Annotated in this window: 29 protein-coding genes; 5 read left to right on the forward strand and 24 right to left on the reverse strand. The window is 41.4% G+C overall.

Going from position 1 to position 26,570, the window contains the following annotated elements; translation table 11 throughout:
• Window positions 1-101 precede the first annotated feature (101 nt).
• The 15 genes from V7137_RS06690 to V7137_RS06760 all read right to left on the reverse strand — a co-directional run bounded on the left by V7137_RS06690 (window position 102) and on the right by V7137_RS06760 (window position 12,279).
• Window positions 102-557 carry an SRPBCC family protein gene (locus tag V7137_RS06690; protein WP_335697353.1) on the reverse strand — a complete coding sequence of 152 codons (456 nt, stop codon included), beginning with the start codon at window positions 555-557 and terminating at the stop codon, window positions 102-104.
• Window positions 558-667: 110 nt separating this feature from the next.
• Window positions 668-1,486: an urease accessory protein UreD gene (locus tag V7137_RS06695; RefSeq protein WP_335697354.1), complete on the reverse strand. Its 819-nt coding sequence runs from the start codon at window positions 1,484-1,486 to the stop codon at window positions 668-670.
• Entirely contained in the window at window positions 1,487-2,098 is a 612-nt protein-coding gene (gene ureG / locus V7137_RS06700; protein WP_218350337.1) for an urease accessory protein UreG, read from the reverse strand. It lies immediately after the preceding gene.
• A gap of 24 nt (window positions 2,099-2,122) precedes the next feature.
• Window positions 2,123-2,794 carry an urease accessory protein UreF gene (locus V7137_RS06705; RefSeq protein ID WP_335697355.1) on the reverse strand — a complete coding sequence of 224 codons (672 nt, stop codon included), beginning with the start codon at window positions 2,792-2,794 and terminating at the stop codon, window positions 2,123-2,125.
• Between the two features lie 7 nt (window positions 2,795-2,801).
• A complete protein-coding gene (ureE, locus tag V7137_RS06710) occupies window positions 2,802-3,248 on the reverse strand; it encodes an urease accessory protein UreE (protein ID WP_335697356.1) in 447 nt (148 codons plus the stop codon).
• 10 nt (window positions 3,249-3,258) lie between these two features.
• Complete coding sequence (gene ureC / locus V7137_RS06715; RefSeq protein ID WP_335697357.1) at window positions 3,259-4,971, reverse strand: urease subunit alpha; 1,713 nt, start codon at window positions 4,969-4,971, stop codon at window positions 3,259-3,261.
• Window positions 4,968-5,297 carry an urease subunit beta gene (locus V7137_RS06720; protein WP_335697358.1) on the reverse strand — a complete coding sequence of 110 codons (330 nt, stop codon included), beginning with the start codon at window positions 5,295-5,297 and terminating at the stop codon, window positions 4,968-4,970. Before V7137_RS06720 ends, ureC begins: the two co-directional genes overlap by 4 nt.
• 276 nt (window positions 5,298-5,573) lie before the next feature.
• Complete coding sequence (locus V7137_RS06725; protein ID WP_335697359.1) at window positions 5,574-5,876, reverse strand: urease subunit gamma; 303 nt, start codon at window positions 5,874-5,876, stop codon at window positions 5,574-5,576.
• Window positions 5,873-7,132: an ArgE/DapE family deacylase gene (locus V7137_RS06730; RefSeq protein ID WP_335697360.1), complete on the reverse strand. Its 1,260-nt coding sequence runs from the start codon at window positions 7,130-7,132 to the stop codon at window positions 5,873-5,875. Before V7137_RS06730 ends, V7137_RS06725 begins: the two co-directional genes overlap by 4 nt.
• Window positions 7,133-7,249: 117 nt before the next feature.
• Window positions 7,250-8,608: an allantoinase AllB gene (gene allB, locus V7137_RS06735; protein ID WP_335697361.1), complete on the reverse strand. Its 1,359-nt coding sequence runs from the start codon at window positions 8,606-8,608 to the stop codon at window positions 7,250-7,252.
• A 13-nt stretch (window positions 8,609-8,621) separates the two neighbouring features.
• On the reverse strand, window positions 8,622-8,981 hold the full coding sequence (gene uraH / locus V7137_RS06740) for a hydroxyisourate hydrolase (RefSeq protein WP_335697362.1): 360 nt from the start codon (window positions 8,979-8,981) through the stop codon (window positions 8,622-8,624).
• Window positions 8,978-9,931, reverse strand: a complete 954-nt coding sequence (gene pucL, locus V7137_RS06745) for a factor-independent urate hydroxylase (RefSeq protein ID WP_335697363.1) — start codon at window positions 9,929-9,931, stop codon at window positions 8,978-8,980. The genes uraH and pucL overlap by 4 nt, the downstream gene beginning before the upstream one ends.
• A 59-nt stretch (window positions 9,932-9,990) precedes the next feature.
• Window positions 9,991-10,437 (reverse strand): 2-oxo-4-hydroxy-4-carboxy-5-ureidoimidazoline decarboxylase, encoded by a 447-nt coding sequence (uraD, locus tag V7137_RS06750; protein WP_335697364.1) that lies wholly within the window; start codon window positions 10,435-10,437, stop codon window positions 9,991-9,993.
• A gap of 149 nt (window positions 10,438-10,586) precedes the next feature.
• On the reverse strand, window positions 10,587-11,228 hold the full coding sequence (locus V7137_RS06755; RefSeq protein ID WP_335697365.1) for an NTP transferase domain-containing protein: 642 nt from the start codon (window positions 11,226-11,228) through the stop codon (window positions 10,587-10,589).
• The gene (locus tag V7137_RS06760) at window positions 11,221-12,279 is read right to left on the reverse strand and encodes an XdhC family protein (RefSeq protein ID WP_335697366.1); all 1,059 of its coding nucleotides are present in this window, start codon (window positions 12,277-12,279) and stop codon (window positions 11,221-11,223) included. Before V7137_RS06760 ends, V7137_RS06755 begins: the two co-directional genes overlap by 8 nt.
• A gap of 460 nt (window positions 12,280-12,739) precedes the next feature.
• Here V7137_RS06760 and V7137_RS06765 point away from each other — a divergent pair, with 460 nt between their 5' ends.
• Window positions 12,740-13,210 (forward strand): nucleoside deaminase, encoded by a 471-nt coding sequence (locus V7137_RS06765; RefSeq protein ID WP_335697367.1) that lies wholly within the window; start codon window positions 12,740-12,742, stop codon window positions 13,208-13,210.
• Between the two features lie 24 nt (window positions 13,211-13,234).
• On the forward strand, window positions 13,235-14,974 hold the full coding sequence (gene ade / locus V7137_RS06770; protein ID WP_335697368.1) for an adenine deaminase: 1,740 nt from the start codon (window positions 13,235-13,237) through the stop codon (window positions 14,972-14,974).
• Between the two features lie 55 nt (window positions 14,975-15,029).
• Here ade and V7137_RS06775 read toward each other — a convergent pair whose 3' ends face one another.
• Together V7137_RS06775 and V7137_RS06780 are read right to left on the reverse strand one after the other, a co-directional pair.
• Complete coding sequence (locus V7137_RS06775) at window positions 15,030-15,998, reverse strand: bile acid:sodium symporter family protein (RefSeq protein ID WP_335697369.1); 969 nt, start codon at window positions 15,996-15,998, stop codon at window positions 15,030-15,032.
• A gap of 13 nt (window positions 15,999-16,011) precedes the next feature.
• A complete protein-coding gene (locus tag V7137_RS06780; RefSeq protein WP_335697370.1) occupies window positions 16,012-16,350 on the reverse strand; it encodes a rhodanese-like domain-containing protein in 339 nt (112 codons plus the stop codon).
• Window positions 16,351-16,485: 135 nt separating this feature from the next.
• On the opposite strand from V7137_RS06780, the gene V7137_RS06785 reads away from it, so the two are divergent.
• From V7137_RS06785 to V7137_RS06795, 3 genes are all read left to right on the forward strand, one after another.
• The gene (locus V7137_RS06785) at window positions 16,486-17,463 is read left to right on the forward strand and encodes a DMT family transporter (RefSeq protein ID WP_420490099.1); all 978 of its coding nucleotides are present in this window, start codon (window positions 16,486-16,488) and stop codon (window positions 17,461-17,463) included.
• 137 nt (window positions 17,464-17,600) lie between these two features.
• Window positions 17,601-18,479: a LiaG family protein gene (gene liaG, locus V7137_RS06790; RefSeq protein ID WP_335697371.1), complete on the forward strand. Its 879-nt coding sequence runs from the start codon at window positions 17,601-17,603 to the stop codon at window positions 18,477-18,479.
• Between the two features lie 122 nt (window positions 18,480-18,601).
• Window positions 18,602-18,991 carry a hypothetical protein gene (locus V7137_RS06795; RefSeq protein WP_335697372.1) on the forward strand — a complete coding sequence of 130 codons (390 nt, stop codon included), beginning with the start codon at window positions 18,602-18,604 and terminating at the stop codon, window positions 18,989-18,991.
• Between the two features lie 54 nt (window positions 18,992-19,045).
• Here V7137_RS06795 and V7137_RS06800 read toward each other — a convergent pair whose 3' ends face one another.
• From V7137_RS06800 to V7137_RS06830, 7 genes are all read right to left on the reverse strand, one after another.
• Window positions 19,046-21,280: a sensor domain-containing protein gene (locus V7137_RS06800; protein WP_335697373.1), complete on the reverse strand. Its 2,235-nt coding sequence runs from the start codon at window positions 21,278-21,280 to the stop codon at window positions 19,046-19,048.
• A 191-nt stretch (window positions 21,281-21,471) separates the two neighbouring features.
• Window positions 21,472-21,744, reverse strand: coding sequence for a SemiSWEET transporter (locus V7137_RS06805; protein ID WP_335697374.1), 273 nt, complete (start codon window positions 21,742-21,744; stop codon window positions 21,472-21,474).
• 197 nt (window positions 21,745-21,941) lie between these two features.
• Window positions 21,942-22,910 carry a sugar phosphate isomerase/epimerase family protein gene (locus tag V7137_RS06810; protein WP_335697375.1) on the reverse strand — a complete coding sequence of 323 codons (969 nt, stop codon included), beginning with the start codon at window positions 22,908-22,910 and terminating at the stop codon, window positions 21,942-21,944.
• Complete coding sequence (locus V7137_RS06815) at window positions 22,907-23,926, reverse strand: Gfo/Idh/MocA family protein (RefSeq protein ID WP_335697376.1); 1,020 nt, start codon at window positions 23,924-23,926, stop codon at window positions 22,907-22,909. The genes V7137_RS06810 and V7137_RS06815 overlap by 4 nt, the downstream gene beginning before the upstream one ends.
• On the reverse strand, window positions 23,923-24,957 hold the full coding sequence (locus tag V7137_RS06820; RefSeq protein WP_335697377.1) for a Gfo/Idh/MocA family protein: 1,035 nt from the start codon (window positions 24,955-24,957) through the stop codon (window positions 23,923-23,925). Before V7137_RS06820 ends, V7137_RS06815 begins: the two co-directional genes overlap by 4 nt.
• Window positions 24,957-25,685: a ThuA domain-containing protein gene (locus tag V7137_RS06825; protein WP_335697378.1), complete on the reverse strand. Its 729-nt coding sequence runs from the start codon at window positions 25,683-25,685 to the stop codon at window positions 24,957-24,959. The genes V7137_RS06820 and V7137_RS06825 overlap by 1 nt, the downstream gene beginning before the upstream one ends.
• Before the next feature lie 109 nt (window positions 25,686-25,794).
• Window positions 25,795-26,553 (reverse strand): sugar phosphate isomerase/epimerase family protein, encoded by a 759-nt coding sequence (locus V7137_RS06830; protein ID WP_335697379.1) that lies wholly within the window; start codon window positions 26,551-26,553, stop codon window positions 25,795-25,797.
• Window positions 26,554-26,570 lie beyond the last annotated feature (17 nt).

A 26,570-nucleotide genomic window follows, 5' to 3' on the forward strand; every position in this document is an offset into this window, starting at 1 on the left:
CTATGCGAAAATAGCCTTATAAAAATTTTATCACAACAAAAATAAGCTAGGTTAATAAATACCTAGCCCAACAAAAATTTTACTGATTTATGTATAACTAGTTAGTTCACTTCCGCCATCTTTTTAATACTTGGCAGCACTTTGTCCCAAATATCCGCACTTAAATCACGGTATTTTTTCCCTTCCGGCATCACAGAAAAATCTCCTTGCAAAATGTGTAAAGTCGTCTTTCCATTTTCCTCAGACAATTGGAAGGTAATCCCGTCTTCATCGGTAACAAGTGCCTTTTCCTCACTCCGAACATCAAATACGGTAAAGCGGAGGAGTTTATTTTGCTCAAGAGCCGTCACATTACCCTCGACGATAACCGTCTCGTCTTCGCCTTTCCAAAGGACAGGACTGCCTAACTCCCAAGTAGAGTCAAGATGAAACTGTGGGCCTCCGCTTGAAAATTCTGTCGCCCAATGGTTATTGTACTCATGGACCGTTATAACCTCCCAAACCTTTGACGCTGGAGCATTGATTTCAATCGTTTTGTCGACAAAAAGCTTACTCATTTCTTTCCTCCTCCATTTTAGACCTCATGGATATTTCCATTATACTGCACTGATAAGCCTATTCATAATTCTACTAGAAAAAAATCGGCGGTGTTACATTCACCAGCCGGTTAATATTTTCTTAAAAAAATAGGTTCTTTCTGTAACACTTTGGTCCTGATGATTTCATGACAGATAGATAAGACTTTTTCTATGTCCTGTGTGCTATTTGCCAATACCCTTAGAGCAAACCCCGAAACGGCAAGCATCGATATACCCATTCTAACCTCTAGCAAAGTGTCGAAAACATCTTGCAGGTCGGCCAATAACGCTGGATTAATTCGATGATCAACAACAATCATCGATCCATAATGAGAAAAACCCTCCATCATACCAAGGCCCTTAAGGTCGTTGTCAGGTTGCAGTTTCACATGATCAAATAACACGAGTTTGTCGTCCATATAAATTTCCATTTTGGCTTGCAGTAATTCATATTGAAAAGGCATTCCATCTGGAGCCCAGCCAGGAGTATAGATATCCCAGCTAATAAGGGATGCGCTTTTTGCCATTCGAATCACCGTCCGCTGCTTGAAACAGGCATGCTGGTAAGCAATTACTGGGTCAGGTAGATATTCTAATATACTTCCGCTTTTTAAATGGAACTCCATTTCCTGAGTAGCCGGACAGGTACGGGTTTTATAAATTTTAGTAGACGATTGGGTTGTAACAACTGCCTCAGCGTCCTCTTCCAAAACGACGACAGTTTTGTAGGAGTCACCTTCCACGTATCCTCCACCCGGATTCATCACATAAAAATAGGCTTCGCCGCCCCCTGTCAGGTAAACGGGTCTAGTAATTTTTAAAGCACCCTCTGAATAGGATTCTTTTAAAATGGTTTTCTTCCCTTTCCTCATACCTGTTAGCCGCAAGTATCCAGTCCAATGTTCCACTTACCCTAATCCTGCCAATAGCGCATTTGACTTGAGCCAATCAATTACTTCGTTTATACCAACATCCTCTTTTAAGTTTGTAAAAATATACGGCTTCTTGCCTCGCGCTGCCTGTGTATCTGCCTCCATGACTTCTAGACTTGCGCCAACATATGGAGCTAAATCAATCTTGTTGATGATAAACAGGTCCGATTTGATCATCCCTTGACCGCCCTTACGGGGGATTTTTTCACCTTGGGCTACATCGATAATATAAATAGAAAAGTCAACAAGTTCCGGACTAAAGGTAGCAGCTAGGTTATCACCGCCGCTTTCGACAAAAATCAGCGCAAGATCCGGATGTATCTCTTTTAACTCATCAATCGCTGCAAAATTCATGGATGCGTCTTCCCGAATCGCCGTATGCGGGCATCCTCCGGTTTCCACACCAATAATTCGATCCTCCGGAAGGACACTGTTTTTTATTAAAAACTGTGCATCTTCCTTTGTGTAGATGTCATTGGTTACGACCGCCATTTTATATTCTTCATGGAGGTGCCTGGTTAACCGCTCTACAAGCAGTGTCTTCCCTGCTCCCACTGGTCCTCCCACTCCGATACGTATTGGCTCCATTCTTTCCCCTTCTTTCATGGTTATTTAGGACATAAACAATCTGGTATGTAATCTTTCGTGGCGCATTTGTGCCATTTCAATTCCAGGAGCGACGGCCCCGAAATCATCAGCATCCAGCCCCTCCATTTCCTCTGTTGTCTTCAGCAAATACGGCTGTAATTCTAAGAGAATGCGTTGGCCTGCCGTCTGGCCAAGCGGGATTCCGCGTACCCCATTCTGAATAAGTGTCACCATACTTGAATAAAGAAAGGTTAATATACACGGTCTTTTCTCGATCCCTAGGTACTGGCAGATCATCGCAAAGGCAACTCCAGGATGACCATACGCCTCCTTGGCCCGGATTTTTTTAAGGTATGTTTCTAATACTGGGATAGAATATAAATCGATCCCCATTCGAATCATTCTTTCCCCAATCCTCCGGTTTGCCTCTCGTGCTTCTTTGGAGATATTCTGCACGAACAATTTTTTGTCCAGCCCCCATATCTCTTCGAAATCATGATTGAGTAACGCCTCAAAGGTTAAGCGGCAGGCAAGCCCATCCGTATAGGCCATTTGTTTTTCCAAGTATATTCGAATCCATTCAAAAAAGGTTTCCTTACTATAGACGGTTTCCTCCTGGATATAAGTTTCCAAACCAAATGAGTGAGAAAAAGCTCCTGAAGGAAAATTCGAATCTCCGATTTGCAGTAACGCCAAGAGATGATTATCCATGGGAATGACCGATATGGCGGAAGGCCTTTTTTACTTTTCTCTCATCTCTTGAGTAGGGTACAGCAAGCTGGTCCAGCAGTTCTTGAACGAGATAATCATATTGGAGGAGCATAACCTCCCCTTCAAACTGAGCAGGAAGGTGGCGGTTCCCTAACTGATGAGCAATTTCCCCCATTTGCTTTAGGCTAGTCGGTTGAATCACGAGCAAATCATCACTTGTAACACTGATGACAATCATATTTCTGTCATCCATGAACAAGATATCGCCGTCGATTAAGTCTTTGGGGGTCTTTAAGCGAATGCCAAGTTCTTTCCCGTGGTCTGTAGTCACCCGCTGAATTCGTTTCACTAAGTCATCACTCGCTAAATATACTCTTTCAATGTGACGTCCATTTGTCGAGATTTCTTCCATATTCCCAATGATTTCTTCAATAATCATAATCTCACTCCTAAAATAAGAAATAGCGCTGCGCCATCGGTAATACCTCTGCTGGTTCACAGGTCACAAGTTCGCCAGCCACGATGACTTCATAAGTTTGTGGATCGACTTCAATGGTTGGCATTTCAGCATTTAGTTTCATATCCTTTTTTGAAAGTTGACGAATTCCTTGGACTGGTTTGATTTGTTTTTTTAGCCCCAACTTTTCGGGAACACCTTGCTCAATGGCTGCTTTAGACATGAAGGTAACCGATGTGGTGTGCTTGGCTTTTCCGAAAGCAGCAAACATAGGACGGTACAGAACTGGCTGTGGAGTTGGAATGGATGCATTTGGATCTCCCATCAAACTATGGGCAATCATTCCACCTTTAATGACAATCTCTGGTTTAACACCAAAAAATGCTGGATCCCAAATGACAAGGTCGGCCATTTTCCCCACTTCTACCGAACCAACCTCCGCAGCAATCCCGTGCGTTATCGCTGGATTAATCGTGTATTTGGCAATATATCGCTTGGCACGAAAGTTATCTGCTTCTCCCTTGTCTTCAGGCAGCTTGCCTCGTTGTTTTCGCATTTTATCAGCCGTTTGCCAGGTCCGCATAATCACTTCGCCCACTCGTCCCATCGCCTGCGAATCGGAACTAATCATGCTGAACACGCCCAAATCGTGGAGAATGTCTTCCGCAGCAATCGTCTCTTTTCGAATTCGTGAGTCAGCAAAGGCAATATCTTCGGGTACATCAGGATCTAAATGATGGCAAACCATCAGCATATCTAAGTGCTCATCTAAGGTATTCTTGGTATACGGACGTGTTGGATTGGTGGATGATGGTAAGATATACGGGTAGCTTGCCACTTTTATAATATCGGGAGCATGCCCCCCGCCAGCCCCTTCCGTATGATACGTATGGATAACCCGGCCATTAATCGCCGCTAGGGTATCCTCGACAAATCCGCCTTCATTAAGTGTGTCGGTGTGGATGGCAACTTGGACATCATACTTATCTGCGACCCTGAGGCAGTGGTCTATCGCTGAGGCGGTTGTCCCCCAGTCTTCATGCAGTTTAAGCCCGATTACACCGGCATTGATTTGTTCAATTAAGGGTTCTTCCGCAGACGAATTTCCCTTTCCTAAGAATCCAAGATTCATAGGGAATTCTTCAGCTGCCTCTAACATGCGATGAATATTCCATTCACCCGGTGTGCACGTTGTTGCATTCGTTCCAGTGGCCGGACCCGTGCCGCCGCCGATCATGGTTGTAATCCCGGATGATAGAGCTGTTTCGATTTGCTGTGGACTTATAAAATGGATATGGGCATCAATGCCGCCGGCTGTTACAATCATGCCTTCGCCGGCAATAATTTCGGTTGAGGCACCAATGATCATGTCTACGCTTTCCATTAAGAGGGGATTCCCACTTTTTCCGATTCCTGCAATTCGTCCATCACGAATGCCAATATCGGCTTTATAAATCCCGCTATAATCCAGAATAATCGCATTAGTTATGACGGTATCGAGTACTCCTTGTGCTCGTGTGGCAAGCGGATGCTGTCCCATCCCATCACGGATTACCTTTCCGCCGCCAAACTTCACTTCATCCCCATAAACGGTAAAATCCTTTTCGATTTCGATAAATAAATCGGTATCGGCCAGCCGGATGGCATCCCCTGTTGTCGGACCAAACATGTCTGCATATTGCTTTCTTGACATTCGAAAGCTCATAACGGGTCCTCCTCTCCTTGGTCCAATGGGCCCTCCGTTTTATTATTTAACCCATAGACTTCACGCTGACCGGCGAAGGGGACGAGTTCAACTTCTTTCGCATCACCAGGTTCAAACCGGACAGCAGTGCCGGCCGGGATATTTAGATGCTTGCCGAACGCAAGGTCACGTTCAAATTTCAGCGCACTATTTACTTCGTAAAAATGAAAATGTGACCCAATTTGTATTGGCCGGTCGCCTTGATTGAGCACCATGATCCTAGAAGTCTTCCTTCCTTGATTACAGACAATCGGCTCTTGTCGTAAGAGATATTCTCCTGGAATCATTTTTTTCACTCCAATATATTAGATTTGTTTGATTGGTGCTCTGATGATTTTTGGTAAAATGAATCACTTATTTCGTAGGATGGAACCGCTATTTTTAAAGCAGTCTCCTTAATTGGAAGTTACTTTCCATTTATCGTAAAATTAATTTTCTTTTTCGTAAAATAATTTCTTTTTTTGTAAAATTAACTAGCCATTGTGTAAAATTCCCTATTTATCTTGTAAAATTAGATTAATATTTTGTAAAATCACTACTTTTTTCCAACAAACAGCTCTTTGCTAGCGAATCGGTTCATGTACAGTGACAAGCTTGGTTCCATCTGGAAAGGTTGCTTCTACTTGAATATCGTGAATCATCTCCGGTATCCCTTCCATCACATCATCGCACGATAATATTTTGGTCCCTTCACTCATCAGCTCAGCTACCGATTTTCCATCTCTGGCCCCCTCGATAATTTCGTAGGTGATCAGCGCAATCGCCTCTGGATAGTTTAATTTTAAGCCCCGTTCTTTGCGGCGTCTGGCCAGGTCTGCTGCAACAACAATCATTAATTTTTCCTGCTCCCGCTGGGTTAACTTCATCCCTTACCTCTCCCCAATAAATCATAAAGTGTACAAGCAATAATCTTTGTGGCATCAACCAAATCATCGATTCGGATATGTTCATCAGCCCGGTGCCCATTGGCCTCTTCGAGCACTTTAGGTCCAACACCAAACATGATTGTTGGGATGCCTTTTTCATAAAAATGACGGGCATCTGCATAGATCGGTACTCCGTTAATCGCTAATTCACCCTTCTCCTTAATAATGGATTTCCAATTCGAAGAAAGAGTTGAAATCAATGATGAATCTTCAGGAACAGGTCCGAAGCTTTCCGCATGAAGAATTTTTCGAATTTCTATTTTGAGTCCTTCAATTGTCTTAACTGCTTCTTCCACTACATGACGAAATTCCGCTTCTGCTTCGGCCCCGTCTTCACCAGGGATCAATCTCCGGTCGACCCTGATTGTACATTCATCAGGGACGACATTCGTGTTAATCCCCCCTGAAATGAGACCGATAACCAAGGTTGGGTGATCAATCCCAGGCACTGCAGATTTTTTAGCTGCAAGAGTCTGACGATATTCATACAAAGCATTTAGGATTCTTGTTGTCGCCTCTAACGCATCGATTCCTGTGTGAGGCAGAGCTGCATGGGCAGACTTTCCAATCGTTTTGACTTCAAAATGGAGACAGCCGTTATGGGCATTGACCGCTGAGTAGGTAAAACCGGCGGCAATTGCTTGGTCTGGAATGATTGCCCCTTGATCAAGCAGCCTTCTCGGTCCTAATTCCCCCCCTGTCTCTTCATCAAAAGTAAAGGCAAGGTCGACTTTCCCCTGCAATGGTTGACTGATATTGGCCTGTTTCAAAGCTAAAACAGCATACGAATAGGCTGCAATGTCCGATTTGGAAACTGCTACGCCTCGCCCATACATCTTACCGTTAATAATCGCTCCCCCATATGGGTCGACACTCCAGCCCAGCCCCGGCGGCACAACATCCCCATGTGCATTTAAGGCGATATTCATTCCTTCTCCATTTCCAAACTCGGTACGACTAAGGACATTGGCCAAACTAATCATTCCAGCGGCTCTCACTTCCGCTTCATCCACCTCTAAAAGGGAGACATCCTCAAATCCAAGACCTAGAAGTTGTTGGTATAAAAAAGCAGCAATCGGATAACAGTCGCCTGCAGGATTATCCGATGGAACTTGCACAATCTTTTTTAAAAAATCAATCATTTCCGCTTGGTGCTCGTCAATCCACTGGATTAATCGTTCCTTATCTTGATTCATCAAACTCCTCCTTTTTACTACGTGCTCGCTTTGTGAGGTAAGAATTGGATAAGTAAATCAAGAACAATCTCTAGTTCAGTTTTTGGGTATTTTTCTAACGGCGAATGACAGCTTTATTTACAGGCAAACACCTAATTTTTCGTTACTCACCCCGGATTGATCATCATAAATGACCCTGCCTCGTAAAATCGTTTTCTTCACCTTAAGTAAAAACTCTTTATCTTCATAAGGTGAATAGGCATTCCGGAAAGCCAATGACTGTTTATTAACAAACGTTGATTCATCCAGGCGAATCAAGACGAGATCCGCATCTAAGCCGGGACGGATCTGTCCTTTTCGGTCCGCTATGCCAAACCGCTTCGCAACATTGGATGTCCCTAACGGTAAAATTTGTTTAAGGTTCATTCTTCGTTTCAGGGCCTCATCCAGTAGTGACAGCCATGTAAACTGAACCCCTTGAATTCCTCCCCATGCATCCCAGATGGATTCCGTTGTTTTCATCGAATATAGACATGGAGAATGATCTGATCCAATTGTGTCAATCCAGCCGCTCTGAAGGCAGTCCCATAACCCTTCTACCTCATCGCGCGGTCTTAATGGAGGTGCACATTTAAGGATTGCCCCACTTTTAAGAAAATCTTCTTCATCAAAAATCAAATAATGAGGGCAGGTTTCCACTGTGACGTCTACTCCGCTTTTTTTGGCTTGTTCGATTAGTCCAATTACTTTCGCCGAACTAATATGAACAAAATGCAGGGCTGTTCCATATTTGGCAGCAAGCTCTAAGGCATAGCTGACCGCTGTCTCTTCTGCAGATATAGGTCTGCTCGCAAGAAAGGCCTCCCGTTCATTAATCCCGGCTCTATGTTTATAAAAAGCTGTCCATTTATTAATCTCCTCATTCCATTCTGCATGAAGGGCGAGGATCTTCTTATGTTCCTTTGCTGCTTGCATGGCTTGTTTTAATCCATCTGGTGAAACAAATCGGAAATCTTCAATCCCACTCTCACTCATAAAGGCTTTCCAAGCAATAATTCCCTCACCCATTTGAGAGAGTTCCTGCCGGTTAGTGAGGTTCGTGTCAGTCATACCTCCCCACAAGGCATAATCAACATATGACCTTGCAGTTAAATAGTCCTTCTTATCTTGTAAATTCTTAAAATTAGTGACAGAGGGGGCACAGTTCAGCGGCATATCAAAGATCGTCGTTGTTCCACCGATAGCTGCGGCCCGGCTGCCTGTCTCGATTCCTTCCCATTCGGTTCTTCCTGGATCATTAAAATGGACATGGGCATCGATAAAACCAGGAACCACTAGACAACCGCTTGCATCGATTGTCGTATCTGTTTTCTCAATCAATGGTTCTGGTTCATTTTTTTGAAAGGAGTCTATCCGCCCATCAATCACGCGAATATTTACCTCACGAAAGCCTTCCTCGGTAAAAACTATCCCATTCTTCACCCATAGATCTTTCATTTTATGCCCCTCCTTAACTCCCCCGATAGGTACTGTACCCACCAGGTGAAATCAACAATGGTACATGATAGGGGGATGCGGGTTCAGAAATGCCAAATCGAATCGGAACACAATCTAAAAATGAAGGATTTCCGATTTGCTTCCCACAATTTCGAAAATAATCTCCAACATAAAAACGAAGTTCATAGATTCCTATTTTCATGGATGCCCCATCTAAGAGCGGCTGATTAACCCGTCCATCCTCATTTGTGCGGCATGTCAGTATAAATTGAAACAGGTTATCTGAATCTACTTGCCATAACTCCACTAACACCCCACTTGCAGGCTTACCAATACTTAAGTCCAAGACGTGAGTGGTTAACTTCCCTGTCATTTCGGTGATTCCCTTGTATGTTCTAAATCGTCACGAGTCATCGAGAAACATTGAAACCCATATGGAGGGCGCGGTTCGGTAAATACCTTTCCTTCTTGCGAGGCAGGAATCTCGTCTAAAACGGTTTCCCAGGTTCTGTTATTGGATTCAAAGCGAACCTCCACCAACTGTGGAAATCGCTCTAATATGCGAAGGCCAATACGGTAGATAAGATTTTGGATGGAAGGAGAATTCTCTTCATGAAAAACGGTATAAGCTATATCCCTTATTTGCTCTGTTGCGACATACCCATCATTCGTACCGCCCTTAGCATTCTCGAAATCGTTATAACGCCACCCTATATTTAAAAAGATAAAGAGCGGGCGGTCATAGGATTCTGGCAGTGTGGTATATTCATCCCGTACAAACCCGTAAAAGGAACTTCCACGTACCTTTAGAAGTTTAAGCCCCTTCAAACTACAGAGATGATCAGATGTGAGGATCTCTTCCCCAGAGCGTTTCACTTCAACTGAAGCCATGGATTGTTCATTTAATGAATAACGAAACACGAATGGACTTGCTTCAAAGCCATTATTCGTTGGCACTTGAAGTTCATCAAATGGGATTTGTTCACTAGAAATATCAACAGCACTCATATGGGAATATGTTTCAAGGAAACGACGGGCGACAAATTCTAAGAATCCTTCTTGGGTTGAACCTTTATAATCACCAGCATGTTTTAGAATAAAATTTTTCATCGAATCGGTAGCCACTATTAATCTATTATCCCCATCTTTAAATGACGATAGGAAGGCATCCCCTTCAACCGCCACCTTTACATTCATTCCAAAAAGAATATTACTGCGCCCTTTGAAGGTTGATTCAGGAATCGACCGAACTCCTGTAAGCGGAGCTGCATAAGTGCGATAAACCCAAACATCTGCTTTTCCATAGCGCATCGTTCTTTTCATACCATCATCCCCCTTTATATAGTTAAGTTGTCTCATTAGCTTGCCAAAAGGACAACTTCTTAGATAACATCATTTAAGCGGAACCCGGCAATTTTATAGACCTCATTTAAAGCTGTCTGGAATTCTTGTTCATAGGTATTACCAACACGCTGTTGCATCGCAGCCAGGATAGTCTCTTTGGTTTGGCCCTTAACCGCCATGATAAAAGGAAAGCCAAATTGCTCGACATATTTTTGATTCAGTGATAGAAACTCCTTATGCTCATCCTTTGATAGCCGGTCAAGACCTGCTCCCGCTTGCTCTTTTTCGGAAACCTCGGATATTTTTAATCTGGTTCCAAGATCCGGATGGGCTCGGAGCAGTGCCAATTGCAAAGCTTCCTCTGCATTTTTTACAACTGTAACCATTGTTTGTAAAAGTTCCTCGCGAGAATTTAACGGCAGACTTTCCCATACCAGCGAGCCCACCCATGGGGAATGCTCAAACACCCATCCTACTTTCTTCACAAACTCTTCTTTGTTCAATTGATTTAATTTCTCTATCGTAAGCTGCAGGCTATTTCACCCTCTCTTTCTTTTATCCTAGACACGGATCGTTGAACTGAGCGAATAATCCCGCTATATCTTGTACAGCGGCAGAGATTTCCTCTGCTTATTCAGCACCCGTGCCCACACCCTTTCAGACATTCATAATCTTCTTTCGTATCCACATCAAAAAAGTCCCATTCACTTTCATAGTCCACTAGTTTTCCAGTCATTGGGCTCTTATTGAACAACTGTCGTGCCCCTTCGTCCCCCTTGAGTTTTAGTAACTCAGGAACCATCTTTGGTGAAAAAATAATGGGCGGCCTTGGAATCCCCTGAAAACTTGCAGCCAGAAACGGAATATCGATATGTTGCTGGATACCCTTTAGGTATCGAAAAATCAAATCATTGATGATCCTTACTGACAGAAGTGGTTGATCAGCAAGAAGAACCATGATCCCTTTTGGTTCCATTTCAATAGCTGTCGACAAACCACGATTCAAGGAATGTGCCTGCCCTTTATCCGCATCTTGACATATCACCGCTTCCCAATTTTTCCGGAGCGGTATTCGCCAAAGAGTGTCATCAATCCAGTTAAGCCGATCTGCTTCCCTTGTCACCACAATCGTATAGCTTAAATCAGAACTTACCGCCTTTTCTAAGACAGCATTACCAATGGTTTTCTCCCCCAGAGGGAGTGCCAACTTGTTAATCCCCATCCGCTGACTCTTACCCGCCGCAAGATAGACTGCGATGACACCATGGTTATCCATCACATGTCATCACCTTTTGCTGCTTTTTATTGCGCTGCTGTTGTATTAATTCAGCGACAATACTGATTGCAATCTCCTCTGATCCTTCAGCTCCAATCGATAGACCAGCGGGACTGCTAATGTCTGAAATTACAGCCTCCCCCTCAAGAAGCCGTTGTGTCCTTCTTCTGGGACCAAGAACTCCTAAATACCTTAGGTCCTCCCCTTTTATATATTTCAATATTTCCTGATCCTTATGAAATTGGTGGGTAAGGATTAAGACTGAATCAGCACGGGTTAATTGAAGCAATGGAATCGTTTCACTCGGATAACCGACCAGCAATCGGTCAGCATCAGGAAAGTGAATCTCATTGCAAAATGCAGAGCTCCAATCTAAAACAGTCACTGAAAAACCTGCCAGCGAGGCAATCTTTACCAATGGCACTGCATCAGCACCAGCGCCAAATACAACTAATCTAGGCTTTGGTTCAAATGAATGGACATAAACAGTAGAGGATAATTCCGTAACATATTTTATCCCGCTTTTCGGGAAGGATTGATGAATATCGTTTAAGAGACATTTTATCTCCCTTGATACACTGCCATGCCATTTACCAAAATGATGTTTATCATCTGACACAAATAAATAGTCAGAAACAGAAAACTCATTGGTCATTTTTTTGATCATCGTGACTCGTTTCCCATTATCCAAATGGCACTTCAACTTACCTAGATGGTCATGAAGAAAGGCGTCGACAGGTTCGAGCAGCACGTGGATGGCCCCGTTACAGCCTGCCCCCTGTCCCCATGACAAATCCCCCTCCTCACGCAGATCATAAATAACGGTTTGAACAGTCCCTTCATTCTTGGCTTCCTGAACTCGATAGGATAAGTCTGTTTCTAGACAGCCCGCACTTAACATACCAATCTGTGTCCCGTCACTCCGAAACAACATGGTCGTACCCTCTTTTTGATAAGCGGATCCTTCTACATGAATAATCGTAGCGAGGACATCTCCTTCATGATGAGAATCAGAATATAAAGCATTTAAGATTTCATGAATCCCTTCCATCTATGACCCCCTAATCTTACCTAGTTATATAACTATATATATATGGTAGACCTCCCAAAATACACCCATGTTCTTTTTCAAATTTCTTCTGACTGGGTTGATTTATGTAGATAGATGAACATGTTTAACAATGTGCCATGTCATCTTTTTTCACCATAATATCTAAAAGAGGAACTAGTATCTACACAGGTGTCATATAATCTTACATAGAAAATGTAACGATTGATTTCTTACTTTTTACAGAAATGACTAGTTTATAGCCATATAACACTACCTTTTTAAAAAGGTTGGCAGATAACCTTACAATAATGGAGCATTTGTAAGCATCATGGTGAATAATGTATGTTAAGTTACTTCACTGTCATCAATTTCTGGTTCTCCAGGCTAACTACAACCGGAAATTCATCACATGTGTAATCAATCCTAATAGTCTAATTGAAAAATAGAATGGAGTGGTTATATGTCAGATCCACACTTTATGGAAAAAGCAATTGAGCTGGCGTTAAATAATGTTTTGACTAAACAAGGCGGACCCTTTGGAGCGGTCGTAGTCAAGGATGGAAAAATCATTGGTGTTGGCCGGAATCAAGTAACGGGGACCAACGATCCTACTGCACACGCAGAAGTGCAAGCCATTCGAGATGCCTGCCGGAATTTAAACGACTTTCAACTGATCGACTGTGAAATCTATACCAGCTGTGAACCTTGTCCGATGTGTATCGGCGCGATTTACTGGGCTCGCCCCAAGGCTGTTTATTATGCCTGCACTAAACAAGATGCGGCAAAGATCGGCTTCGATGATCAATTTATATATGATCAACTATCCCTACCTGTTGAATATCGAAAAATACCGATGATAAAAATTTTTCCGACTGATGGTGACTTGCCGTTTAGAACATGGGAGATTGCACAAGATAAAGTGGAATATTAATCTGACAGAAGAGGATGTTGTCCTATGGAGGGAAATCGATTAAAGAGGAGAATCTCTGTAGCCTCTAAACGAGAGCCAGCAGATACTGTCATTAAAAATGGAAAAATTATCGATGTCTTTTCTGGTGAAATCGTTGAAGGAGACATTGCAATCGTTGATGGATACATTGCAGGGATCGGAGAATATGAGGGAAAAAAGACGATTGATGCGAAGGGTCAATATATTTCCCCCGCCTTCATCGATGGTCATGTTCACATTGAATCCTCGATGGTCACACCAAAGGAATTTGCAAGGGTTCTTCTGCCGCACGGGGTGACCACGGTTATTGCCGACCCTCATGAAATTGCCAACGTATTAGGAACGGATGGAATACAATACATGCTTGATTCCTCGGAAAATCTTCCGTTTGACTTTTTCTTTATGCTTCCTTCATGTGTTCCAGCGACCGAATTTGAAAATTCTGGTGCAACCCTCACTGCCGATGACCTCAAACCGTTTTATCAACAGCCACGTGTGTTAGGTCTAGCTGAAGTCATGAATTTTCCAGCAGTCTTACAAGCTGAACATGACATGCTTGAAAAAATCTTAACAGCCAAACAAGCCGGTAAAAAAATTGACGGCCATGCTGCAGGTTTATCACCGAATGATATCAATGTTTATATGGCGGCTGGGATTCGCACCGATCATGAAAGCACAACAGCCGCAGAGGCAAAAGAGCGTCTCAGAAGAGGAATGTATGTAATGATTCGCGAAGGGACGGTTGCAAAGGATTTACAACAATTGATTCCAATCGTCAATGAGCGAAATGCCAGAAGATGCTTATTTGTTACCGACGATAAACATTTAGATGACTTGATCCATGACGGCAGCATCGATCACAACGTGAGACTTGCCATTGCCTCAGGTCTCTCTACAATTACCGCCATTCAAATGGCAACTATCAATGCAGCCGAATGCTTTGGCCTCGAAGATAAGGGGGCGATTGCACCTGGATACAAAGCGGATTTTTTCCTGTTTGATGACATTAAAAAACTGACTATTACCAAAGTTTTTAAAGATGGAAAGGTGGTTGTCGAAAATGGTCAACTTACTATGGAGTTATCCAACCAAACTTTCGTTGAAACCGAGCGATTAAGAAATTCTGTTCGTTTCTATGAACTAACCAAAAATCATTTTCACATTCCTTTAAAAACTAACAAAGCAAATATCATTGAAATTATTCCCAATAGTCTTGTGACCCGACATATAATTGAAAAGGTTGACACGAATGAAAGTGGATTCTTTCAAACTTCGATTATTAATGACCAATTAAAGTTGGCCGTCATTGAACGCCATCACCTGAAAAATCAAATTGGTTTAGGAATTGTGAAAGGTTTAGGTCTAAAATCAGGTGCTATTGCAACCACCATTGCCCATGATTCCCATAATCTTATTATTGCTGGTGCTACGGATGATGATATGGTCACTGCCGCACAAGCGATGAAAGAGATGCAAGGTGGTCTGGTTGTAGTTCATCATGGAGAAGTGATTGCTTCCTTGGAGCTGTCCATTGCAGGGTTAATGTCAGAGCGGCCGTTTCAAGAGGTTTATGCAAGTCTTAATGAGATCAATCAAGCACTTAACAAATTAGGAGCAAATCACCATTTTAACCCGTTTTTGACCTTATCTTTCCTTGCACTTCCGGTCATACCCGAACTGAAACTAACAGATAAAGGGTTGTTTCAGGTTAGTAAATTTAAACATATCAGTCTTGATGCATATTAAAAACAAAACATCCTCTCGCCAATTCGGTCGTGAGGATGTTTTGTTATGTTTTCCCTTATAAGGCAACAGAATCTTGATTTTCCACTTTCTTATTATAATATCTATTAAGAAAATGGCCATTTAACGAGGCAAGGGTTTGTTGAAACAGCATGCCGATAACCACTGGCACCGCAACTGCAGCTGGAAAGTAGGAGATAGCGATCACTGCCCCTGCACTGATATTTCTCATTCCACCCGTGAAAGTCAGTGAAATGACGTTATCGCGTCCACCATTAAATAATTTCCCAATTAAAAATGAAAACAAGTATCCAGTCAATGCAATCATAAAGACAGTCATAGTAATACTTACTAATTTAAGATTAATATTCTGTAAGTATGGTGCCACAACTGCCCCATTTAGCATGACGACAAATCCCATACCAATTTTCGAAAAAGGAGCAAGTCGTGTTCCTAATTGATCTTTAATTTTCCCCTTTGTCGCTTGGTTTAAAAACATACCAATCAGCGATGGGAGGACGACCATTTCCAATAGCCCTTTCATAATATTAAAAAAGTCCATTTCAATTCTTTCACCCATAAAAAATGATATCGAGTAGGGAACAATTATAGGTGAAAGCAAAGTATCTATTAAAATAATCGATAAGACCAACGGAATATTTCCTTTGTATATGGCTACCCATATGAAGCTTGTGACCCCTGTTGGTATCACCATTCCTAAAACAAGCCCGGTAATCGTATAAATATCACCAGAAAAAACGATATGTCCAACACTCCATGCCCAAATAGGCATAAGAATATGGAGGATTAACATCGCGATAAAAATAGGAAAAGGATGTACGATTGCCTCTTTTAACGAATGGAAATTGGAACTTAAACTCCCTGAGAAGGTCATAAATGCAAAAATCCATGGCACTAAATAAGAAAAGTCCTTGAGATGTATACTGAATATTACCCCTATCACTACCCCAACCGGTGTAATTAATGGCATGATTCTTTCAAGTTGTTTATTTAACTTTTGCAGCATGTTAAGGATCTCCCTATTCGTCTCGCAGCGAACTTAAATATGCCTTCCAAGCAGTAAGTCCTCCCTCTAGAACCGTCACATTATAATGATGCGCATCCAGAATCTGTGCACATTTCGTTGCTGAATTCCCTGTAGTACAGGTTACAATCATTTCTTGGTCTTTCGGTAAGGCTAGTTGTTTCGCTTCTGCTAACCCCTCAAGCTCAAAAATATTTGTCTTTGGAATGTTAAGACTTTCTTCTATATGAAATTGATTATATTTCTCTTTATCCCGAACATCTAGAAGGACTGGTTTTTCTTCAACTTGCAGCCTTTCATGAAGTTCTTTCGGGGTTATTTTTTTTATTGTCATTGCATCCACCTCCATAACCAAGAATACCACAATTTCTTTCCTTTTTAATTCAAGTAATCTAAAAATCTTTCGAAAAACGAAAAATATACATGTCAAATGCTCACTGAAGATGTATAATAATGGCAATCTATTTTTATGAAGCAGAAAGAAGTGACGCAGTTGGCAAAAGTTCAAAAATATCAGATATACATGCTATTAGTGTTTGTCATGGCAGCCTGGGGACTGAATGTCATTGCGACGAAAATCATTGTTACGACCTTTCAGCCAGAGACCATTACAGCCCTAAGGGTTTTCACAGCGGGTATCTCTGTATTTATCATCCTTGGCTTTTTAAAGAAAGTTAGGCTCCCTTCCAAAAAAGAGTTTCGCTATATTTTCTTCGCAAGTATTTTTAACGTGGTTTGTCACCATTTTTTTCTATCGCTTGGATTGTCCAAAACATCTGCATCAAATGGTGGGCTTATTTTAGGACTTGGTCCATTGCTAACGACGATTGTCGCCTATTTCTTATTAGGAACCAGGATCACAACGATTCGATTGTTGGGCATCATAATGGGTTTTACGGGCGTTACTTTTATAGTGATGTTTGGAAATGATGGTGTACGTACCATCTCTAGTGGGGATGCCTATGTGTTCTTATCCATTTTCACCCAAGCATTTAGTTTCATTTTAATTAAAAAGGTTTCTGACACATTGGACCCGCGCTTAATGACAGGCTATATGTTAGTAATTGGATCTGTTTTATTATTTCTTATTAGTCTAGTTAAAGAGCCCAATGGCTTAAGTGGAATTACTCATGGGTCTGTAGACGTTTGGCTGATTTTTCTTTCTTCCGCAATCATCGCCACGGCGCTTGGCCATATGATATACAATAATGCTATCGGCCAAGTTGGTGTAGCTGAATCAGCTATTTTCATTAATCTTAGCCCCTTTTTTTCGCTGATCGGTGCCGTCATTTTTCTCAACGAGCAGATTACTGCATCGCAAATCTTCGGTTTTCTCTTCATCCTCTTGGGTGTTTTGTTTGGTTCAGGTGCGTTGGAGGAATTTCTTTCTCAATCAAAGCAAAAAAAGAACCTACTTTATGCAAAGAAGGCAAAAGACTTCCATTAATGTGACTCAAGTTTGAGTCACTTTTTTTGTTCCTAAATCCCAAATACGCCTCAAGTCTTAGAGATAAATAAATCTCTGGCTCATTGAGGAAAGTGGGAGGATTTCTTATTCTTAATTAGAAGATGTAAGAAAAGGGGATGGAAAAATTGAAAAGAATTGTCATTTTGTTATTGGTCATCACTGGATTATATATTATCTACAATCAGGCTTCTTCCTTCGACTGGTTTAGTAAATCGGGGAATAAAAATGCACAAGCAACAATGACAAACGATATTGATCGGATTGAAGTGGATGTTTCTAGTGTAAGTACCACGATTATTCCAGAAGACCGGAAAGATGTTAAAGCAGTCTATAACGGCAAAGAAAAGCTAACTGTTAGGGATCATGGGGACACCATCGAGGTCTCTATCAAGCGTAAAGGGTTTGGTTGGTTTGACTGGTCCCCATTCTCAGAAAAGAAGAAAATGAAAATCTATATTCCGGAAGATTATCACCGCAACATGAGCATCAGTTTGGGTTCGGGGAACGTATTTTTTTCAGGTACCTCCAAAAATAATCCAGCAAAACTAAACGAATTAACCCTTGATATTGGTTCAGGCAACATGAACCTCAAAAACATGATCGTTAACGATTTTAAACAAAAGGTAGCCTCAGGAAATGTTGAGATTCATTCCTTAAAGACAGAAACAGGCTCATTTGATGTAGGTTCTGGCAGTTTGGATGTCACAGAATATACTGGTGCCATTCAAGCCGAGGTGTCCTCTGGGGAGGTAAATTTTCAAGTGGATCAATTGACAGACTCGATTGATATGGAAGTGAGTTCTGGAGATGTGGGGCTAGACCTACCTAACAATGCTGATTTCAGCCTAGATGGAGATGTATCCAGCGGGGAGATAAAGTGTGATTTCCCATTGACTTCAAAAAACATGAAGAAAAAAAGCATCGAAGGGGTCCATGGCTCTGGTAAATACAAAATAGACCTTGATGTGTCCAGTGGGGATATTTATATCCATTAAGATCAAAAAGCGCATGGATTTTCTAATCCATGCGCTTTTTGTGTAGCCTTTCATGGAACCATCGTCGGAAAAATATCATATCCTATTCTGGCCTGCGTTTTAAATTTGGAAGGAGAGTAACCATGTATTACTACCCATATCAATATCCAATCTATCCTCCATTACCTGCTTACCCGCCTCAGTTCATGCTTCAGTCGTATTTAAGGAGTTATCCACCCGTAGATGTAAAAATATTTGAAGACTCAGTCAAATCATTTCGATTTTTGATGGATCAAGGTCGTATTTTGCTTGATCGTTTAGGGAATATAGAATTCGCTAAAAAAATGATGAGTTCAGCTCAACAAGGAAAAAAAGCCGATGTAGATCAGTTAATCAAGACGATTGGATTAAAAGTACCTGTGGTCACAAATTTTACGCCTTCAGGAGTCAACTTTGAGCTTATCTCACAAACCAACCCTCAACATCCAGCCGGCTGCTGTACCTTAAAAGTAGCCATGAAATGGGGAAATTGATGTTGAATCGAGACCACCTAACAATCCCCCGAATAAACGAAAGTGGTACTCCAATCAAATGGGGATACCACTCCTCTTTTCATTTCTAGATAAAAGATATACATCCATCTGTTCAGCAGAAATTGGTTTGCTAAATAAATACCCCTGTCCAATTTTACATTCATTTTCCTTTAAAAAATGAAGTTGTTCATCTGTTTCGATTCCCTCTGCAATAACAGCAAAGTTTAAATTCAACCCCATATCAATAATCGTTTTCACCATGATCCCCTGATTCGAATGGTAAATAATATCATCGACAAATGATTTATCAATCTTAATCTTATCAATAGGAAGATGCTTTAAATAACTTAATGAGGAATAGCCTGTTCCGAAATCATCGATGGAGAGAAGTACACCTAGTTCCTTCAATTTATTTAATATAATCGTTGAGTTTTCTAGATTTTGCATGATACTCTCAGTAATTTCTAACTCTAGCTGATTGCCCTTTAGATCGTTTTTATTCAATAAAGATGAGATAAAGTCAATGAGATGGTCATCTTCAAATTGACGAACAGAGACATTGACTGCGATAGGAAAGCCGCGAAACCCTATTTGTTCCCATGCTTTTCGTTGTCTGCATGCTTCTTGCAGAACCCATTTTCCAATTGGAACAATCAACCCTGTTTCCTCTGCGAGCGGGATAAATTCAGAAGGCGGGATGAGACCATGCTCAGGATGCTGCCAACGAATTAATGCTTCTATTCCTACTATTTCCGCTGTTTGTAAAGATATTTGCGGTTGATAATGCAGCATCAATTGATTCTTTTCCAGCGCTTTTCTTAAGCCATTTTCCAACTCCATTTTTCGAATGGAAATTCCATTAAGATTAGAAGAGTAGAATTGGAAATTGTTTTTCCCTCGTTCTTTTGCTTGATACATAGCCGTGTCTGAATTTTTTATTAAGGTTTCCACATCCTCCCCATCTGCGGGGTAGAGGCTAATCCCAATACTTGGAGTAACAAAAAACTCTTGTTCATTCACTTCCAGCGGCTTGGAAAACTCAGAGAGGATTTGCTGGGCAATATATGATGCTCTTTCTTTATCCGTGTTCTCTAGTAATATGATAAACTCATCTCCACCCTGCCTTGAAACCATCCCTGCAGAATTAACGGTGGCGGCTAATCGATGGGCTACCTTTTGGAGGATCAAATCACCGACTGTATGCCCTTTGGTATCATTTATGATTTTAAAACGATCTAAATCTAAAAATAATACGGCCTGGACCTGCTCTAATTGTTTTGTTAAGACTTCGTTTAGATGGTTTCTAAACTGATTTCGGTTGGGCAAGCCTGTCAACGAATCATAAAAAGCCATATATTGAATAGTCTTCTCTGCTTTCTTCCGTTCCGTAATATCCCTGCCAACAACCTGTACCGCAAATCTTCCTTCATAAATGATTGAAGTCGCTGCCATCTCGACATCTATGGTCTCTCCATCGAGCCTTTTCACCTGGAATTCAAAACGTAACCTATCATGATTGGGACGCTTAAACTTGCTTTTAATCAAATGAATAATGTTTAAAGAGGCGAATTTCATGGCAGACTCCCCAATGACTTCTTCTGAGCCGGATGCACCAACCAGCTTCCAGCCTGCCTCATTCATATATTCAATTTTTTCTTGGCAGACAACCGCAATAATATCGGGTGACATTTCTACTAAACTGCGATAACGGTCCTCGCTTTCTTTACGGTCCGTAATATCAAACAAGACACTATTGAAATCCACAAAATTTCCTTTACTATCTAGGGTTGGAAATCCCCTATCCTGAATCCAACGGACTTCGCCATCCGGCCTAATAATCCGATATTCGCTTGTGACTGTTTCTCCTTTTGCTAATTTTTCTGCTCTTTCATCTAATATAGTTAAATCATCTGGATAAATTACTTTTTTCCAAAGATTTAGATCTTTATAAAAGTCGATATAAGAATACCCATACAATTTTTCAATGCCAGGTGTAATTAATAGAGCGTCAGACTTTAAATCATGGGACCAAATTGCTATATCTAGCGTATCAAATATATTCTTTAACTTTAGCTTATTTAAGCGAAGTTCTTCTTCTTTCCTACTCATTTCTTTGAGTGTAATGATAATAAATGGCAGGATACCTAATAGTATAAAAAGGGTACCATACTTGATTAGACTCACGGATGGAAAAAGAATGGTACAAATTAAATCAACTAGTTCGGTAAGGACGATCAAACTAAAAATGAGCATCCATTTATATACATAGGTTGTTATATGGGTCCTCAATTTGATTTCTCCCTTTTTCTATGTCATCTTTTCTATGCTATTATACTAAGAAAAAAGTATTATCTTTAAAATATCAAAAAAAGATTTACTTAACAATCTAGTGTTTACGATTTTGAAAGCGATTACAGTAATTATTTTACAGTAACCGAATGGCCATAAAAAAGACGATTCTGCTTTGGAATCGTCATTTCTCATTTTTGATTAACTTTTGTACTATATTTTATCGTTAAAGCTAATATCGTTACCGCTAAGATAAAGGTTATCGAGTTTGCAATAATTATAGGTATATCTTTCACAAAAAAACCATACACCAGCCATAACAAAACTCCACTTGTGAACATGCTGTACATGCCTAAGGAAATTCCATCCGTGGTTTTATCTTTGATGGTTTTAATCGCCTGTGGAAGAAAAGAAACGGTTGTAAGAATAGCCGCTATATATCCGATAACAGATATGAAATCCATTATATTTCACCTCTCATTCTAAAAACAAAGCCATTTTTGAAGCAAAAAAAGGGCAAGCAGCCCTTTATGTTTACAATAGCATATAAAACCCTGTTTCATACGGTTTTAAGGTGAAATTTTCCTGTAATGTCTTTGAAGCAACGTCATAATTATGAAAGATAAGTTCAGAAGAAGCATAAGATATACTTCCCAGAACCCTACACCCACCACATTTGCGAGACGGATTCCTCAATTAAAACCGATTTCAAGTTGGTTACCGCTCGTTTGAATCCCTCATCAATTGACATAATTGGATCCTCATGTTCGATGCTGACCACATAATCATAGCCATAGGTTCGTAATACACTCATCATATCAGACCACTCTTTTAGGCTATGCCCGCAACCGACAGACCGGAAAGACCAAGCCCTCGTTTTCACTTCCCCGTAAGGCTGCATATCCGTTAATCCATACATATTCACATTTTCCTGATCAATGTATGTGTCTTTCGCATGAAAATGATGAATGGCATTTTCTTTGGCGAGAATTTTGATTGCCGCAACAGGGTCAATGCCTTGCCACCATAAATGGCTTGGGTCTAAATTAGCACCAATCGCATCACACGTTTCCTCGCGCAGTTTTAAAAGTGTATAGGGAGTGTGTACTAAAAAACCACCGTGGAGTTCGAGCCCGATCTTCACATTATGATCCTTAGCAAATTGACCTACTTCTTTCCAATACGGAATCAATTTTTCTTCCCATTGCCACTTTAAGACATCGCCATATTCATTTGGCCAAGGGGTAACTGGCCAGTTCGGATATTTAGCTCCTTCATGATCCCCCGCTGTACCTGAAAAACAATTTACAACCGGCACTTTGAGAAGAGATGCAAGTTGAATTGTTTTTAAGAGTGTTTCATGAGAGTTTTTCGCAAATTCCTTCTCTGGTGAAATCGGGTTTCCATGGCAGCTGAAGGCGCTGATGATTAGTCCGCGTTCCTCTACTTTTTGGATATACTGTTGGCGTGCTTCATCACTTTCTAATAACGTGTCTAAGTCACAGTGGTGGTTACCAGGGTAACAGCCGGTTCCAATTTCCACTGCATGGAGTCCTGCTTCCTTTACTGTATCCAGCATTTCTTCGAATGTTTTTTCCGCAAATAAGACAGTAAATACACCTAATTTCATAATTGAGTTCCCCCACTCTTATATATTTGATCAATAATTTGAGAAACTTGAAGCGCCTCTTCAGGCTTAACGATCAATTCACTTGTTCCAAGACAGGTTTCAATAAAATTTCGCGCTTGAAGCAGGCCTGGATCAACTTCACCTTGAATCCAGGCTGCCTCACTGTTAAACAGAATGCCATTTTTTGTTGTATAGAGTTCTAAAGGAAATACACTTAAACCACCATCTACTCCTGAAATGCTCAGGTGCTCGCTGTCGTCTTTTATATTGGCCGCCCATGAGGTTTCGAATAGCATAGACGTTCCATTTTCAAATTTCATGTAAGCTGTCACATGATCATCCACATTAAAAGTTTCATGATCAAACGATCCCCATTGGTTCACTTGGTTGGGCATTTTACTTAGCGTGTTATAAGTGGTGCCTGACACCGCAATATGGTTTGGATTTCCTATCAGCCAAAGAGCTAAATCGAGTAGGTGACAGCCATAATCAATCAGGCTGCCGCCGCCTTGGAGGTCTTTATTGGTAAAAACGCCCCAGCCTGGTACCTTTCGGCGTCTTAAGGCTTTGACCCTCACAACAAGCGGAGTGCCTACCTCTTGCATTACCTTCTTAGCCGCCTGCGATTCCTTCATGAAACGATAATGATAGGCAATAGCCAGCACTTTATCTGCTTTTTTAGACGATGCCATCATCTTCTCGCATTCTTCTGCGCTGAGAGCCATCGGTTTCTCACATAGAACATGAACCCCTGCTTCAAATGCGGCAAGCGTAATCTCCGCATGAAATTTATTGGGTGTACAAATGCAAACAGCATCCACTTCTGAAAAGAGGTCTCGATAGTCCTCAAATACGTGAGGGATGTTATATTTTTCGGCAATTTCCTTCGCTCGTTCGATATTAACATCACTTACGGCTGTTAATTCACAAACTGCATTTAATTGAAGAAAAGCAGGGATATGACGGCCTTGTGCAATACCGCCAACCCCAATGATTCCAATTCGAAGTTTTGTCATAGCTCATTCACTTTGACAATTTTTTTAGTTTCATTTGATTCTAGTGCCGCTAATATAACCTCTAGTGACTTCATACCTTCCTCACCAGGTACCGGCGGTTCTTGATCCTGAAGAACGGAATCAACAAACTTCTCGATGACATGTGTATTATTTTGACCGCCTTCATCATTGGACTGGATTTTTCCCAGCTCATAATTCACGACTTCACCGTTCGCATATTGTACAACTAGTGAATAGGTTGGGTTATCCTCTAAACGGAGGATCGCTTTTTCTCCATATATAATCGTGGAATTATCTTCCTTACCTTTATAGGACCAACTGGCAGCAAGGGTTCCAATCATGCCGCTTTCAGTTTTTAACACACAAACTGCGTTATCATCAACATCAGCAAACTCCTTAGAACTAGTTTCTACAAAGGCACCCACTTCGACAATTTCCTCCCCTAACACATAGCGAAGTAAATCTGTCTTGTGAACCCCCAAGTCCCCCATAGCACCGACAAATGCTTTTTCTTTTTGGAAAAACCAGCTATCTTTTCCATCTACACTCCATCCCTCGGGACCGCCATGTCCGAAGGCTGTGCGGAAACTATAAATCTTACCGATTTCTCCGCTTGCAATCAACTGACGGGCTCTTTGATGAGAAGGGACAAAACGCTGATTATGGGCAATCATTAACTTTTTACCGCTCTCTTTTGCTGCAGCAATCATCGCTTCTGCTTCCTGTTTAGAAGTAGCCATCGGTTTTTCACAAAGAACATGCAGGTCTGCATTTAAGGCAGCAATTGAGATTGGGGCATGAAGATAATTCGGTGTACAAACACTGACTGCATCGACCGTGCCGCTGCCTATTAACTCATCATAACTGGTGTAAGCAGCAAGTTGATATTTCTCAGCAATTTCTTTAACCCGTTCTTCATCAATATCACAAACAGCCACTATTTCGACGTTTTTATTGGCTTGATATTCAGGTATATGTCGATGCTGAGCTATACTGCCGCAGCCGATTATGCCAACTCTTAACTTTTCCATTATTGATGTCCCCCTTTGATTTGTTCTAGTGGTTTCGCATTCCCATAGACTGGACGTTCCCGTTTGACAGGTGCTGCCCATTTGACCGCATTGATGATGACACGTTGAATCTGTTCGTTATGATAGGTCGGATACGTTTCATGACCTGGTCTGAAGTAAAAAACTTTTCCATTTCCACGTTTGAAGGTACAGCCGCTTCGGAATACTTCGCCGCCTTCAAACCAGCTCATAAAGATAAGCTCATCCGGCTGCGGGATATCAAAGTGCTCGCCATACATTTCTTCTTTCGTTAATTCAATATATTCAGAGATCCCTTCTGCTATGGGATGACTCGGGCTAACCACCCAAAGACGTTCTTTTTCATCGGCTTCCCGCCACTTTAAATCACAGCTGGTACCCATTAAGGTCTTAAAGATTTTTGAAAAATGACCGGAGTGAAGAACAATTAACCCCATTCCATCGAGAACACGTTGTTGGACTTTTTGAACAATCTCATCTTTTACTTCACCATGTGCAAGGTGTCCCCACCAAACTAGGACATCGGTAGCAGCGAGTACTTCATTTGTTAAGCCATGCTCTGGCTCATCAAGGGTAGCGGTTCTTGTTTCAAGCCCTTCAGCTTGAAGAAATTCAGCGATCGTACCATGGATGCCGTTCGGATAAATATCCCTGACAACCGGATTTTTTTGCTCATGACGGTTTTCGTTCCATATAGTAACTTTTAACATATCAAACCACTCCTTTTTTATCGTTGCTTTACCTTTAATTTTAGAGAATGATAGAATAAATGAAATGGCTTACATTGACGGATAAGGTGGAAAATATTAAACAAGATACCTATTTAATCTGCAGCGTCTTTAAGTAATTCATACTGATTTCTATGCTTTCGAAGGGAGAGCGGCGGCTCATATCCTGTTCAACCACCCACCACTCTACACCGTTTTCTGCTCCCGTTTTTAGCACTGCTTTGATATCAACACCACCTGTTCCAAGCTCCGCAAAAAACTGTTCTCCATCTGTTGTCATGTCTTTCAGGTGAATGAGCGGTGATCTATTTTTATAACGATTCATCCACTCCACCGGCTTTTCGCCCGCTTTAGTAAGCCAATACACATCCAGCTCCGCCTTCACATTGTTTGGGTTCGTTCTATCAAAGATTGCTTCAAGGAAGGTTCTGCCATTGGACAGGCGCTCTAGTTCAAAATCATGGTTATGATAGCAAAGAGTGATACCTTGCCGGCGGCATGTTTCACCTGCTTGATCCAAAAATGAAATAAGAGCTTTATAATCCTCCTTGCTGCGACGGTCTGGCATTAGGTAAGGGCACACCACATAGCTGCTCCCTACTATTTTCTGGTCTTCAATAACCTGGAAAAGATTGTTTTCCAAATCTTCCAGCGGTATGTGGCTGGCCGCTGCCTGAAGACCAAACTCATCCAATAACACTCTTACTTCTTTTGCAGTCAATCCTCCAAATCCCGCAAACTCAACACCGTCGAACCCAAGCTCAGCGACTTTTTTTAAAGTGCCCGCAAAATCCTTGGCACTTTCTTCTCGTAATGTATACATTTGTACAGCTATCGGAATTCTTGCCATCTTTGCCTCTTCACCCC

The organism is Neobacillus drentensis, assembly GCF_036962765.1.
Classification (GTDB): Bacteria; Bacillota; Bacilli; order Bacillales; family Cytobacillaceae; genus Neobacillus; species Neobacillus drentensis_C.